Raw genomic sequence first — 14132 nt, 5'->3', positions numbered from 1 at the left:
AGCATGACGACGCTGCGCGTGTCGCAACAGCTGAAACCTGCCGACGCCGATTGGCGGCTGACCCGCGGGACTGCGAGCCCGCTTCCGGCGGATAAAGTTCACAAGGTGTCGACCTCAGACCGCGACGGCACCGCACCGCTTGAAAACCCGAGGGCGGTGCTTTCCTCGATCATCGACCGAATTCAGAACGGACCGTGGTGCTTCGTGCAGCTTCGCGGAGCCCCGCTGAGCACAGAGGATATCGGTCGCGGCGACGTTGACTTCCTCGCCAGCAGATCGTCCGTAGACGCACTATTAAGCGCGGTGTTCGAATGGACGCTTGCGGGCGAATGTCATGCGATCATACGATCGCGCTCTGCCGACAAGGTTGGCCTCGAGATTTTCGACATCGACGGACGCGACAGCCTTTGCTTCGATTTCTGGATCGAGCTTTGGCAGCTTGCGGGCGGCACGAACTACCTCAGATTCGAAGATGTCGCTCATCTGGTCGGGGCGTCAAATGGGATCGCGAGACTACCGCCCGAGATCGAAGCGGCGATCTACCTCGAGCATCTGGTCAGCAAGAAGCGGAAGCTCGACAACGATCACGTGCGCGGACGGCTCTCAAACTACGAAAGCACGTGCGCTTCGGCTGGTTCTTCCGAATTGGCGGGTGCCCTCGCTCGGATCCAGCACTCGGGCAAGATCGACGAACAGGCGCTGGCGGTGAGCCGCAAGCTGCTTGAGGACAATAAGCTCTGGCCTGCCGCAAGACCGTCGATACGATTGCGCCACAAGATCGTGACGGAGATACGCGCCGCGTGGCTCGACGCGCCCCGCAAAACGCGCAGCATGTCGATCATGGGCTGCGACGGCTCCGGCAAAACGAGCGTCATCAAAAAACTCCGCGAGGCCGAGCCGAATAAATTCAAAAGTTACGTCGGCAAGCGGCTCTATCGAAATTCCATTCTCTACAAGATTGCCGTCGCGTTGATCCGCCCGCTGCTGTTTCAAGGGCGGGAAAAGTTCGACGACACGCTGGCGCCCTTCAATTATATGCGCGCCGCTACAGCGCTTCCGTTCCTGAATCTGTTTTCAGGACGCAAGCTGACGCTCGTCGACCGCGCGCTGATCGATTTCGTCATCGTCGACCGAAAATCCGACCATCCGAGGCTACACCGGGCTTCCGGGCTTTCGCGCGTCTTCGGGCAGCGCATTCCGGTCATGCATCTTTTGGTCCCGCAGGCGCGTCTCTCGCAGCGCAAGCGAGAAATGACCGAAGCCGGACATGCGCGATACGACCGTCTGGTCTTCGACTGCTTATCGCGCCGTACGCCGACCACGTACGTCCTATTTCACAACGGAGGCGGCATCGAAACGTCAGTCTCTGCTGCCCGAAACATCATTCTTCAAGCGTCGAGGACATGATGGCCATTCACGACATCAAGCAGATCATGATCGCTCTGCGCGCCCTCCACCGGGACAGGGAAAATCGAGCCGTGTTCGGGACGGTAGCGCCGAGAACGGCCGAACTTATTTGGGTCGATCCGAAGAAGATCAACTTCTACATGGGGCAATTGCCTGAAGGCTTGAATATCCGTCGTACGAGCGGACGCATTGTCGATTTCGAGCGTCGTGGCTTGAGCTTCTCACCGCTGGAAGATGTGATTCCGGTGAAGTCCAGTCTGATGCATTGGCGCGATGGCCTGCCCTGGGAGGAGACGCCAGACTTCATTAATCGCATGATGCGCGTGAAGTTCTTTCGTGCCGGCATCAGCCACAATACCAAGTCGGCGATTACCCGGCGCTATCGCAAGCTGGATGAACTCTACCGCCGTATCGAAAAGGAAAGAGCGTTCAAGACCCAGAAGCAGTTGAAACCCTGGAATTTCCGCGAGTATGGCGGAGTCCAAATCGGCATCGATGCCGCCGGACGATTTGCTGTCATGCGTGGCTCCGGGCTGCATCGCATCACGATCGCGAAACTTCTCGACCTGCCCTACATCCCCGCAATGGTCGGGCTCGTCGACGTCAATGCCATCTCGTATCTAGAGCCGTTGCGCGCACCGCCCGAGCATCGCGCAGAGTTTGCTTCGGGCACTTCAGATATGCTCCGCGAGTACCGATCGTCCGAACGCCTCGCGGTTGACGCCTCGGCAATGTCGCTGCGATCGCCGCTGCCAGGTAGCGCGCGCTGAATTAAGTGCTGATGTAGCGTTGATCACCTGAATATCGCGGTAAATTTATTCACCAGCGCCCGCTCAGACGTAACATCGGCCTTGCGGTAGATGCGCAGGCGGCAATTCTTGATCGTGCCTTTGCTTATTTCGAGTTTTTGCGCGATCTCGCCCGTGCTTTGTCCCATCATGATGAGCGCCAGTATTTCACGCTCTCGCCGCGTAAAGTCGCTGAGCGTGGCGGCAACCTGATCGACATGCTCGTGCTGGGTTTTCTCCGAAGCCTTCGGTTCCAACGCGTAGATGCGTCCGCCCGGCGCGAGAGGAAAATGGCGATCGAGCGTCTCGGATCGCAGAATGAAATTCCGTAGTTCGAACTTCTGCGCCGCCTTGCTTGCTCCTGCGTGCACGATCTCGTCGATGGCCGGGTCTTGCGCTGCGGCCTGAATCCACGTGTCGCTCGCGTAAACCTGTTCGTGAAACCGATCATGAATCAGCATCGGACGTCTTATGAAGGCATCCATACCCGACCGGTTGCTGTACTTGAGTTCATTGAACAGCGAGCTCAGATGCGCATGATGATAACCATCGAGCGCTGGAAAGATCAGCTCAGCCCTCGCGACGTCGGTAGCCGAAAACGTGCCTTTCTCGCGCACCAGGAATAACGCCAGGCAACAATGTCCGACTGTCGTGAAGAACATCGCGAGTTCGTCGGCAATGTTGGCGGCGGCGCCAAACATCTTCTCGTATATGATGAACTCGACGTTCTCTGATTTGAGACGCGACAGCGTGAGAACGCCGGGCGCGCCGCGGGTTTTCCAATGGTTCGAATACGGATCGATCGTCGAGCATTCGCGTGTGTAGAGCTGCACGATCTCGTCGGGCACGTTGTGCGTGTAAAGGATGTCGGGCGGCGCGAAGCGCGAATAGCGCATAATCCAGCTGGAATCGTGCTTCATCGCAGAGCCGAATAGTTCAAGAAGCTCGCGGTGAAATGTGTCCTGACCGATCGACATCGCGACCCGGCCCGTGCGGTGAAACCATTCCTCGTCCGTCAGGCGCGTGACGGGTGATGTCTTGGATTTTCCGCTCATTGCGCGAGGTCGACCGTCCGTCTCGGAACATCAAAAGCCTGCCCCGCAGAGGTGACGCGCGGCGAATGATGCCAGTTGGCACTATTGTGTGATCCTCGCCAGTAAAAACTAATCTGTCCCATATGAAAGCCGACCGCGTCGATTCTCGGCTGAACTTTGTGCTGCGCAGCGAAGGGACTTTCTGATGGCCACGGTCGAGACCGTTGACGGGCTTCGGACAGAAGCACTCAAGGCACATTACACGCGCTTGCAGCGTTGGGGGTTCGCCTGGGCATTGTGGACAGCGGTGCTCTGGGGCGCCTGGTATGTGCCGGGGACTGCGCTCTGGTATGAAAAGCCCTACGTCGATATTGCGGCCGACGACATGGGACTTCGCCTCGCCGCTACCGCCGTCATGACGTGGATCCACGCGATCATGATTTTCGGCTTTCTGCTGCTGTGGAACGGGGCGCTCGGGAAGATCGCGGATTACGGCCGCACGATCGTTCGCTTTCGACGGATCTCGAAGTGGTACGCGCTCGCATCTCTCTGCGGAGGGCCGCTCGCGATCTTCGGTTCCTACATGGCGATGGGTTTCGTCGGGCCGGTATTTGCGGCTGTGACCTCTCTCTTCTATCCCGTCATCGGGGCTGTCGTCGCGCGGCTGTGGTTCAAGGAAAAGATCACCGGACGCGCTGCCCTCGGCATGGCGATCATCATTATGGGCGGCATCGCGATTTACGGGCCGGGCCTGTTCGGCGAACTCGACATTTCGAGCAACCATGCGTGGCTCGGCTATGTCGGCGGCATCATGTCGGCTATTGGTTGGGGACTGGAAGGCGCGGTTGCTGCTCGCGCGATCGACGTGTCTGATCCCGATGCCGGCATTCAATGCCGCTTCACGTTCGAGATTTTCTTCTGGGGGCTTTTGATCCTGCCGTTTCTGGCGTTGTTCACCGATTATCCGATCGGAACCTTGATCGTCGATACGATGACGCACGGCAAAGCGGTGCTGTGGATCCTGCTTGCCGCCGCGTGTCACGCGTATTGCTATACGTCATTCTACAAGAGCTTCACTCTCATCGGCGTTGGACGCGGCGAAGCGATCGGCAATCTCTATGCGATCTTCGCGCTCATCTTCATCGCCGCCTTCACGCTGCAGCTGCCGGAATGGTACTTCCTCATCGGCCTCGTGCTGACGGTGCTCGGCAGTTTCGTCATGTTCAGCGAGCCCGCTGAATCCGTCGCTCAGCTTCGCGATACCGACACAGGAGTGAGCACACCATGAAGCTGCATCAGAAGGGCTTCCTGCTGGTCGAGCTTAGCCGCTCCGCCAGCCTCTGGGACGAAGAGCTGATCGCGAGGACGCTTCGCGAATATGGTCTTTCAGGGGAATACTGGGAGAATAGCGTTCGCATTGCTCTCGACGAACTGGCGGCCGGCGGATTGGTCGCGCGCCTGCAGTCGGATTTGAAAACCATTCGCGGAAAGCCGATGCTGACATTCCATTACGCCCTCACCGATTTCGGCAAGACGCGGATGAGAGACACGGGACTGCTGACGGAGGCTCGGACGTCATGAGCGCATTCTGGGGATACGCGGGGGCCGATTGGCTGGCCCTGATCATCATCGGAGCCGCAGCCGCCGGCTGCCTCGGTTGCGCGCTGCTGTTCGTCAAGCGCTACAACGCATAAACGCCATTAACCGCGCGGCGCTTCCGGTTCGCCAAACCTGATGCGAGGGTTCTCCAAAGGCATTGCGGGGAACCAATAGGGCTGTCGTGCGATTTGTATGCATCTGTGTAATGGAGGCATACATGACCCGTCTTTTCCTGAAGAGCCTTGCAGCGTCTGCGGTTCTCGCTGCGAGCGCCATCAGCGCGCCCGTGTTTGCAGCCGACAACATGCAAACGGCGGATGAATTCCGCACCAGCAAGCTCGTCGGCACGAAAGTTTACAACAGCGCCAACGAGAACATCGGCAGCATCGAAGATATCGTTCTCAAAGCCGATGGCTCGATGGACGAGGTTGTGCTGAGCGTCGGCGGCTTCCTCGGTATGGGAGACAAGTACGTCTCGGTCCCGTTCAGCAATCTCAAGATCACGCGTGACGGGACGAGCCTGAAGATCGTCACCGATGGCACGAAGGATTCGCTGAAAGCGTTGCCAGCCTATCAGTTCTTCAAATCATAAGCGGCATTGCGTACGACTCCCGTCGGCAAGCAATGAAGCGAGCGTGATCGGTCGATCGCGCTCGCTCTGTTTTCCGATGATTGGAGAGTTTCAAGCTACTGGACGAGACACAGCAGGTTGGCGAAATGCTGCGGAAAGTAGATGACCGCAACGCCGCTAGCTGCGAGCGCTAATCCTGCAAATAGTTTCCATCGCGTCCCCTCGGCGCGCTGGCTGAGCCACGACAATCCAAGCGCCGACGCGATCACGGCAGGCACGGTTCCGATGCCGAAGCCCAGCATGAACGTTGCGCCCTGGACGCTCGTCTGAGTGAGCGAGGCGAGGAACGCCGCGCCGTAGACCATCGGGCAGGCATTCAGTCCCCAGACGACCCCCATCGTCACCGGCGCGATGTAGCGCGTCTGTCCGGCGGGCCGCAGAAACGTGTTCGCGCGCGACGCGATGGCCTGCATGCCATTGTCAATCAGGGCGAGCCGCGGCATCACTCCGGCGAGGACCATTCCCATCCAGAGCAGCGACACTGCCGTTGCCCATTGCAGAACGGCCGGATTGCTGAAAGGCGAGTTGGCGAGCACTGAGCCGCCGAGCAGGCCCGCGACACCGCCGATCGCGGAATAGGTCGCGATGCGCCCGACTTGCATCAACGCGAGATTGAGGTTCCTGTCGCTCGGCGACTTCGCTCCGAGCAGCAGATTGGCGCCGCAGGCGATCCCGCCGCACATCGTGCCGCAATGCAATGCACTGGCAAGCCCCGCAGCAGCGCCACGAATGAAGTCCTGCTCAAGCATCGCCTGCCGGTCCTCGATGCGGCGGCGCATCGGCGACATCGTTATCGTCGCTGATGGCGCGCCAGCCGGCACCTTCGAGATCGTCGAACTGGCCGCTGCGCAGCGCCCAAAGGAAGCCTGCCAGGCCCATCATACCGAGCGTCAAAGCAGCAGGAATGAGCCAAGCGAGCGCAGTCATTGCGATGTTCCGATCTTTGGCAGATGCAGTTTCATCGAGCGTAGCCGAAGCGCGTTGGCGGTCACCATAATGGATGAGCCGGACATGGCCAATGCCGCAATCAACGGCGTCACGTAACCCAACATCGCGAGGGGCACGAAAACGGAATTGTAGACGATCGCGATCGCAAAGTTCTGAAGCGCCAGGCCGCGCGCGGCTTTGGCGATCGCCAGCGTCTCGATGACCGGCTGCAGCAGCTCGCCTTGGAAGACGGCGTCGGCGGCATTCTGGGCGATGTCGATGGCCGATGCGGGCGATAGCGAGGCATGTCCAGCGGCAAGTGCGGGCGCATCGTTTAGGCCGTCGCCGACCATCAGCGTCTTGTAACCCCGCGCCTTCAACGCTTCGATCGTCTGGAGCTTCTGATCGGGGCGAACTTCGGCGGCCCAGCCCTCGATGCCGCAAGCGGCGGCTGTCTGCTCGACGGCGTCGCGCCGGTCGCCCGACAGCAGGCTGACCATGTATCCGGAGCGCTGGAGTTCAGAGACGCAGGCGGCCGCGTCCTTTCTCGGTTCATCGACGAAGTCGAAGCCGACGGGCGGTTTGCCTGCGGCGCCGTACCAGATCGATGCGTGGCCATCGCCAGCGCCAACCCAAGTTGCGGAGCCCACTTTTTCTTCGACACCAGCCGAGGTCGTGATGAGACCGGAACCGGCGACTTCCTGCACGTCGTCGACGGCCTGCGCGCGGATGCCCTGCTCGCGGGCCGCTTTCACAAGCGCCTGCGCATACGGATGCCTGCTCGCTCCGGCAATCGATCCTGCCCGTGCGAGCGCGACCGTATCAATGCTGCCGCTGGTTCCGAGGCGTAGCTCTCCGGTCGTCAGCGTGCCGGTCTTGTCGAAGACCACGCAGTCGATTTCGGCGAGACGCTCGAGCCCATCGGGTGCCTTGACGATGACGCCCTTGCTGAACAACCGGCTCATCGCGGCGACCTGAACAGCGGGCACGGCCAGCGCCAACGCGCAGGGGCATGTGATGATCAGCACCGCGATCGCGTAGGTCAGCGCCTGCTCCCACGGCGCGCCGATCAGCATCCAGGCAACAAACGTCGTTAACCCGAGAACGTGCACGGCGGGTGCATAGAGGCGCGAGGCGCGATCCGCGAGACGTACGTAGCGGCCGCGGCTTTGCTCGGCGGCGAGCATCATGCGCCCGATCTCGCTCAGCAGCGTGTTTTCTTCGGCAGCCGTGATGCGCACGCGCAAGGCGCCGCTGCAGTTGACGGTTCCGGCATAGACGGCATCGCCCGCGCTAACGGTGCGCGGCCGCGTTTCGCCGCTGATCAGGCTCTCGTCGATTTCGCTCTGGCCGGAAATGATTTCGCCGTCACCCGCCACACGCTCGCCCGCCGCGACTGCGATGATCATGCCCGGCTTAAGCTTCGCCGCGGAAATGACCTTCGTCGTCTGATCGCTCTCGACGAGGGTGGCGTTTTTCGCTCTGAGGCCCAGCAGGTTTTCGGCCGCGCCCCGCGCCTTCGTGCGCATGCGCTCGTCGAGCGCCCTGCCGATCAGCAGGAAAAACAGAAGCGTCACAGCGGCGTCGAAATAGATCTGATTTGAATTCCGCATCGTCTGGAAGAGGCTCATGCCCGTCGCCAGCAGGACGCCGAGCGAGATCGGCACGTCCATGTTGAGACGCCGCGCCTTCAGCGCCGCAATTGCCGATCTGAAGAATGGCTGACCCGCGTAGCCGACGGCCGGCAACGCGATGAGCGCCGACAACCAGTGAAACAACTCGCGGACGGAGCTGTCCATGTCGCTCGCCTGGCCTGACCAGACCGAAACGGACAGCAGCATGATATTGGCGGCTGCAAATCCCGCGACGCCGACGCGCGGGACGAGTTCGCTGACGCGCGCCTTCTGTTCGGTTTCGGCATCGTCTGCGAGAAGTGCTGACGGATAACCGGCGCGCTCGAGCGCCGTCGTCAGGTCGACCGTGGAACTCAATTCGGGATCGACGACCACCGACACGCGTTTGGTGGTCAGATTGGCGCGTGCCGCTTCGACGCCCCGCAGCGCGCGCAGCGCATTTTCAACCGAGCGGAGGCAATTCCCGCAGACAATGGTCGGTACCGAGAGAACGACCGTCTGCCGTGACGTTGCGTTTGGTTCGTGTGTTACGACCGGCGCATCTAGGGCTGCTTCCATATCCGGGCCCTCGATCTGTAAACGATCTTGCCGTTATCTGAAGCGTTGACCGACAGCGTCCAAGCGCCCTCCGACAATCCGGCGATTTCAGCGCCATAAGTGCCGTTGCCCAAGGGCCGGAGCGCGATGCTACGGTCGAAAATGTCGGTCGCCGCGCGGCCGATGTCAGCCTGCAGATCGAGGCCGTCGACCGGCGTCTTGTTTTCATCCGTGACGGAAATCGAAAGCCGTCCCGTAGCGGAATCGAACGACCGGCTTTCGTGCCATCCAAGCTTATCCTGGATGACTTCTTGTTCGAGCGTCTGGTTGTAGGCCAAGCCCTTGCGGTAAGCGTCGGCCGTGTCGCCGCTGAATGTCGAAACCGCCTTCGTAATCATGATGACATCGACGGCAGTGACGGTCAGAAAGAAGCCGACGAGAGCGGCAAGCACGTGCCAGCCGCGAATCGTACCTTTCTCTGACACCGCAGCGCTCATGACGGGCTCCTAAAGGTTGTATTGCGTGACGTCGACTGTCCGTTCGAAACATCGTCGAGTTCGATCTTCACGGGTTCCGCGTCGGACTTCAGGTCCTTCTTCTTGTCGCCGGGGAGCAACAGGAAAACCTTCACCGCCCGCACTTCCGACGGCCCCACTTCGATGGTCGGATCGACGCCGTCGAACTCGACGAATTTGGGCTGAAGTCCAGGCACGCCGCTGAAGTTCAGTTTGAAGTGGCGCGTATGCTCTATCTTGTTCGCAATCTTCACGGTGTAGCCGTTGCGCACGCCGCCGTCGCTCAAAACGACAAACAGCGGATTGCGATCCTGGATGACGCTCAGCTCGAAATCGGCGCGATTGAGAAGCGACCAGCCCATCAGCGATGCGACGAGCGTGATCATAGCCGTATAAAGGAGGGTACGTGGGCGAATGATGCGCCAGCCCTCGCGCGGCGCGGTCGTGGCGTTGGCGAGGTTGCCGATCGTCGTATAGGCGATCAAGTCACGCGGCCGTTCCACGCGATCCATGATCTCGTTGCAGGCGTCGATGCACAGCGCGCACTGAATGCATTCGAGCTGCGATCCATCGCGGATGTCGATGCCCATCGGGCAAACAGCGACGCATGCGCGGCAATCTATGCAATCGCCGCGATCGTCCCAAGTCGTCCCCTTCTTATGGGCGCCGCGCGGCTCGCCGCGAAGATCGCGATACGAGATCAGGAGCGAGTCGTGATCGACCATCGCGCCCTGGATGCGCGGCCACGGGCACATATAGATGCAGACCTGCTCGCGCGCGAGGCCGCCAAGCAGATAGGTCGTGAGCGTGAAGAGCCCAAGAAACACGTAGGCGACGACGGGCGCCGTTCCATGCAGAAGCTCGACTCCCAGCGTCGGCGCATCGCGGAAATAGAAGACGAGCGCGCCGCCCGTCGCGAGCGAGATCAGCACCCACGACAGATGCGTAACCGATTTCTTCCAGATCTTTTCGAACGTCCAACCCTGGCCATCAAGACGCAACTGCGCGTTGCGATCGCCTTGCCAGAAGCGTTCGACCGCGATCATGAGGTCGGTCCAGACGGTCTGCGGGCAGGCGTATCCGCACCACATGCGGCCGGCGATCGATGTCACGAGAAACAGACTAAGCGCACCGAGCACGAGCAGCCCGGTCACGTAGTAGAATTCCTGCGCCCAGATTTCGATAGGTCCGAACAAGAGACGCTGATTGGCAAAGTCGAACAGAATGGCCTGATCCGGCAATCCCTCGCCGCGGTTCCAGCGCAGCCACGGCACGATGTAGTAGATGCCGAGCGTGATCGCCATCACCGCCCATTTGACGTTCCGGAATGTCCCGCGCGCAAGCTTGGGGTAGATCTTCTTGCGTGAGACGTAATCCGAATGCGTGGGCGTGGAAGGGGGCGGCGCGGAGTGAGCGCCCTCCCCTCCGATCAGAAACTTGTTCGGTTTGCTCATCGACGTCATTGGGCTTTTTCCGGCACCGTTGATGCGGGAGCGCTCGCCGTTTCGGCTTGCCCTCCACCGAGAGAATACACGAAAAGCGTCAGCATTTTAACTGCGACTGGATCGAGACGCTCCAACCATGCCGGCATAATGCCGCCGCGCCCCGTGCGAACGCTTTGCATGACGGCTTCCTGCGAGCTGCCGTAGAGCCAGATGGCGTCCGTCAGGTTGGGAGCGCCCATGTCCTGATTGCCCTTGCCCTGCTCGCCGTGGCAGGCGGCGCAGTTGTCGGCATAGATTTGCGAGCCTCGCTTGGCCGCCTCGGCATCGACGTCGAGATGCGCGAAGGAGCGAACGAAGTTTGCGACGTCGCTGATCTGCGCGTTATCGAGGATCTTGTCGGTTCCGAAATGCGGCATCGCCGTATCGTGCGCCTTCGGGTTGCCGTTTCTGATGCCGTAGGAAATGGTCTGGTGAATCTGGTCGAGATTTCCACCCCATAGCCAATCGTCGTCATTCAGGTTGGGATAGCCGATGCCGCCTTGAGCACCACGACCGTGGCAACCGGCGCAGTTTTCACCGAAAAGCGCTGCGCCGCCCGCGATCGAGAACTGAAAGAGTTCTTCGTTCTTACGGATGTCGGCGAGCGGCAGCTCGGCGATCTGCGTACGATATTTCGCGTGCCCAGACTTCCACTCGTCGATCTCATTCTGGACTTGAGTGCGCTGACTGAATCCCAGCACGCCCATCGTGTAGCTGTTGACCAGCGGCCAGGCCGGATACACGATCCAATAGCCGATGGACCAGAGTATGCAGGCGTAGAACGTGTAGAGCCACCACTTCGGCAGCGGCTTGTTCAGTTCGCAGATGTCGCCGTCCCAGACGTGGCCGGTCGTTTCGACACCCGTCACTTCATCGATTTTTTTGTGATGGCTCATTGCTTATCCCAATCGGCAGGTGGCGCATCGTCGCGAAGAGGCATAGCGGACGCCTCGGCGAATTTAGCTTTGTTGCTTCTGCGAAAAGCGTAGATGTACGCCGCGATCATAATGCTCATGAACAATGCGAGCGACGCGATCTGCGTAACGACTTGTATGTCTTCGTAAGGCACGACCTAATCTCCCCTATCGCAGGTTGGGACCGCTGGCGTCGAACTTGGTGAAGTCGACAAGCGTGCCGAGCATCTGCAGGTAGGCGATGACGGCATCGAGTTCCGTCGGGCGGACGTTATCTCCCGCTGGCTGGCCATCGAACTTACGCACCTGCGCCTTCGGATAGCGCGTCAGCAGAGCCTTGGCCTCCTTCGTGTCCGGCGAGATTTGCGCAACGACATCCTTGTCGGCGTTGGCGATCATCTCTTCGGTGTAAGGCACGCCGATCGTCTTCAAGGTTTTCATACGCCTCGAAATATTCGACGTATCGAGAAGCGTCTGATCGAGGAACGGGTAGCCCGGCATGATGGACGCAGGCACCACCGAGCGCGGATCACGCATGTGCTCGACGTGCCAGGCATCCGAATACTTGCCGCCGACGCGCGCAAGATCCGGACCCGTGCGCTTCGATCCCCACTGGAACGGATGATCGTACATGCTTTCCGCGGCCAGCGAGTAATGGCCATAGCGTTCGACCTCGTCGCGGAGCGAGCGGATCATCTGGCTATGGCAATTGTAGCAGCCCTCGCGCACGTAGATGTCACGTCCGGCGAGCTCAAGAGGCGAGTACGGGCGCATGCCCTGCACCTTCTCGATCGTCGACTGGACGTAGAACAGCGGTGCGATTTCGACGATACCGCCGATCGACACGACAATCAGCGCGCCGATCAAAAGAATAATCGAGTTTCGCTCGAAGATAGCGTGGTTCACGATTATCGCTCCTTATTCGGCTGGCATTGCGATGGCGCCGGGGCGCAGTTCCGGTGCTGCGGCGACTGCGGGCTGATCCCGGACGTCGACCGACACGTCGCTGCGAATGGTGCGCCAGATGTTGTAGGCCATGATCAATCCGCCGAGCAGGAACAGGACGCCGCCTGTCGCACGGATGACGTAAGGCCAATGCAACGCCTCGACTGTTTCAATGAACGAATACTTGAGGAAGCCGAGGCGGTCGTAAGCACGCCACATCAGACCCTGCGTGATGCCCGCGACCCACATCGACGAGATGTAGAGAACGATGCCGATCATCGCGAGCCAGAAGTGCCACTCGACAAGCTTCTGCGAGTAGAGGCCTTTGCGCTTCCAAAGCCACGGAACGAGGCAGTAGACGGCACCGAACGAGATCATGCCGACCCATCCCAGCGCGCCGGAATGCACGTGGCCGATCGTCCAGTCGGTGTAGTGCGAGAGCGAGTTGACCTCTTTGATGGACATCAGCGGGCCCTCGAACGTCGACATGCCGTAGAAGGCGACGCTGACGACGAGCAGCCGGATGACCGGGTCGGTTCTGAGCTTGTCCCACGCACCCGAGAGCGTCATGAGACCGTTGATCATGCCACCCCACGACGGCATCCACAGCATGATCGAGAACGTCATGCCGAGCGTCTGCGTCCACTCCGGAAGAGCGGTGTAGTGGAGATGGTGCGGACCTGCCCAGATGTAGAGGAAGATCAGCGACCAGAAGTGCACGATCGACAAGCGGTATGAGTACACCGGGCGCTCGGCGCGCTTCGGAATGAAGTAATACATGATGCCGAGGAAGCCGGCCGTCAGGAAGAAGCCGACGGCGTTATGCCCGTACCACCATTGCGTCATCGCGCCTTGGACACCAGGGAACAGCGGGTAGCTCAGCGTTCCCAGAAACGATACCGGCAGCGCGAGGTTGTTGACCACATGCAGCATCGCGACGGTGATGATGAAGCCGAGGAAGAACCAGTTCGCGACGTAGATGTGTGGTTCCTGCCGGCCTTTGAGCGTGCCGAGGAACACCAGAAGGTAAGTGACCCATACGAGCGTCAGCAGGATATCCGCGTACCACTCGGGCTCCGCGTATTCCTTGCTTTGCGTTACACCCATCAAATAGCCGGTCGCGGCGATGACGATAAAGAGCTGGTATCCCCAAACGACGAACCACGGCGCCCATTTGCCCGGCATTCTCGCCTGGCTCGTGCGCTGGACCACGTAAAGCGATGTCGCGAGGAGCGCGTTGCCGCCGAAGGCGAAAACAACGGCTGAAGTGTGAACCGGTCGCAGGCGGCCGAAGTTGGTCCACGGCAGGTCAAGATTGAGAGCCGGGAACGAGAGCTGCCAAGCGAGAATGTCGCCAACAAGAAAGCCTACGACGCCCCAGAATACGCACGCGATTGTCGCAACGCGAATTGGGCCATCGAAATAGCCGGAACGCTTTTCTTCTCTGAGATTGGTTGGATGGGTTGCGACATATAAACCTGCCGCGACGCCGGCACCCAAAAAAAGCAGTCCCTGAAATCGGAGTATTTCCTCCTCTCCAGCGACCGCGAAGATCAGACCAATTAAGCCGATTATGACTGCGCTAATCAGCGCCAGCGAGTCGCTTAATCCTGAGCGCTCGTCCAATACATCTTGCAAAGCTGCCTCCCGATCCCACCAGGGAAGCCGCACACTCGGATGATGAACAGTCAGCAACCTTGATTTAGGTCAAGTGCGT

The 14132-nt window shown here is 60.1% G+C and carries 15 protein-coding genes; 5 read left to right on the top strand and 10 right to left on the bottom strand.

What is annotated here, in order from left to right; all coding sequences use genetic code 11:
- The first annotated feature begins 3 nt into the window (after nucleotides 1-3).
- A complete protein-coding gene (locus HYPGJ_RS04020) occupies nucleotides 4-1407 on the top strand; it encodes a hypothetical protein (RefSeq protein ID WP_052750792.1) in 1404 nt (467 codons plus the stop codon).
- A complete protein-coding gene (locus HYPGJ_RS04015) occupies nucleotides 1407-2177 on the top strand; it encodes a hypothetical protein (protein WP_046846010.1) in 771 nt (256 codons plus the stop codon). The genes HYPGJ_RS04020 and HYPGJ_RS04015 overlap by 1 nt, the downstream gene beginning before the upstream one ends.
- A gap of 23 nt (nucleotides 2178-2200) precedes the next feature.
- Here HYPGJ_RS04015 and HYPGJ_RS04010 read toward each other — a convergent pair whose 3' ends face one another.
- Entirely contained in the window at nucleotides 2201-3250 is a 1050-nt protein-coding gene (locus tag HYPGJ_RS04010) for a LuxR C-terminal-related transcriptional regulator (protein WP_046846009.1), read from the bottom strand.
- Nucleotides 3251-3434: 184 nt separating this feature from the next.
- On the opposite strand from HYPGJ_RS04010, the gene HYPGJ_RS04005 reads away from it, so the two are divergent.
- From HYPGJ_RS04005 to HYPGJ_RS03995, 3 genes are all read left to right on the top strand, one after another.
- Nucleotides 3435-4517, top strand: coding sequence for a DMT family transporter (locus HYPGJ_RS04005; RefSeq protein WP_046846008.1), 1083 nt, complete (start codon nucleotides 3435-3437; stop codon nucleotides 4515-4517).
- The gene (locus HYPGJ_RS04000) at nucleotides 4514-4810 is read left to right on the top strand and encodes a hypothetical protein (protein WP_046846007.1); all 297 of its coding nucleotides are present in this window, start codon (nucleotides 4514-4516) and stop codon (nucleotides 4808-4810) included. Before HYPGJ_RS04005 ends, HYPGJ_RS04000 begins: the two co-directional genes overlap by 4 nt.
- A 235-nt stretch (nucleotides 4811-5045) precedes the next feature.
- Entirely contained in the window at nucleotides 5046-5420 is a 375-nt protein-coding gene (locus HYPGJ_RS03995) for a PRC-barrel domain-containing protein (RefSeq protein ID WP_052750837.1), read from the top strand.
- A gap of 95 nt (nucleotides 5421-5515) precedes the next feature.
- Here HYPGJ_RS03995 and HYPGJ_RS03990 read toward each other — a convergent pair whose 3' ends face one another.
- From HYPGJ_RS03990 to ccoN, 9 genes are read right to left on the bottom strand one after another with little or no spacing between them, the layout of a single operon-like run.
- Nucleotides 5516-6238 (bottom strand): sulfite exporter TauE/SafE family protein, encoded by a 723-nt coding sequence (locus HYPGJ_RS03990; protein ID WP_244466006.1) that lies wholly within the window; start codon nucleotides 6236-6238, stop codon nucleotides 5516-5518.
- On the bottom strand, nucleotides 6201-6386 hold the full coding sequence (gene ccoS / locus HYPGJ_RS03985; RefSeq protein WP_013216003.1) for a cbb3-type cytochrome oxidase assembly protein CcoS: 186 nt from the start codon (nucleotides 6384-6386) through the stop codon (nucleotides 6201-6203). The genes HYPGJ_RS03990 and ccoS overlap by 38 nt, the downstream gene beginning before the upstream one ends.
- Nucleotides 6383-8578 carry a heavy metal translocating P-type ATPase gene (locus HYPGJ_RS03980; RefSeq protein ID WP_046846005.1) on the bottom strand — a complete coding sequence of 732 codons (2196 nt, stop codon included), beginning with the start codon at nucleotides 8576-8578 and terminating at the stop codon, nucleotides 6383-6385. The genes ccoS and HYPGJ_RS03980 overlap by 4 nt, the downstream gene beginning before the upstream one ends.
- Entirely contained in the window at nucleotides 8563-9054 is a 492-nt protein-coding gene (locus HYPGJ_RS03975) for a FixH family protein (RefSeq protein ID WP_046846004.1), read from the bottom strand. The genes HYPGJ_RS03980 and HYPGJ_RS03975 overlap by 16 nt, the downstream gene beginning before the upstream one ends.
- Nucleotides 9051-10535, bottom strand: coding sequence for a cytochrome c oxidase accessory protein CcoG (ccoG, locus tag HYPGJ_RS03970; protein WP_046846003.1), 1485 nt, complete (start codon nucleotides 10533-10535; stop codon nucleotides 9051-9053). The genes HYPGJ_RS03975 and ccoG overlap by 4 nt, the downstream gene beginning before the upstream one ends.
- Nucleotides 10532-11452, bottom strand: coding sequence for a cytochrome-c oxidase, cbb3-type subunit III (gene ccoP, locus HYPGJ_RS03965; protein WP_046846002.1), 921 nt, complete (start codon nucleotides 11450-11452; stop codon nucleotides 10532-10534). The genes ccoG and ccoP overlap by 4 nt, the downstream gene beginning before the upstream one ends.
- Entirely contained in the window at nucleotides 11449-11625 is a 177-nt protein-coding gene (locus tag HYPGJ_RS03960) for a cbb3-type cytochrome c oxidase subunit 3 (protein ID WP_046846001.1), read from the bottom strand. Before HYPGJ_RS03960 ends, ccoP begins: the two co-directional genes overlap by 4 nt.
- Before the next feature lie 13 nt (nucleotides 11626-11638).
- The gene (gene ccoO / locus HYPGJ_RS03955) at nucleotides 11639-12376 is read right to left on the bottom strand and encodes a cytochrome-c oxidase, cbb3-type subunit II (protein ID WP_046846000.1); all 738 of its coding nucleotides are present in this window, start codon (nucleotides 12374-12376) and stop codon (nucleotides 11639-11641) included.
- Nucleotides 12377-12388: 12 nt separating this feature from the next.
- Nucleotides 12389-14053 (bottom strand): cytochrome-c oxidase, cbb3-type subunit I, encoded by a 1665-nt coding sequence (ccoN, locus tag HYPGJ_RS03950; protein ID WP_046845999.1) that lies wholly within the window; start codon nucleotides 14051-14053, stop codon nucleotides 12389-12391.
- Nucleotides 14054-14132 lie beyond the last annotated feature (79 nt).

It is taken from the genome of Hyphomicrobium sp. GJ21 (genome assembly GCF_001006785.1).
Taxonomy (GTDB): domain Bacteria; phylum Pseudomonadota; class Alphaproteobacteria; order Rhizobiales; family Hyphomicrobiaceae; genus Hyphomicrobium_B.
This window is presented reverse-complemented; position numbering and strand designations above follow the sequence as displayed.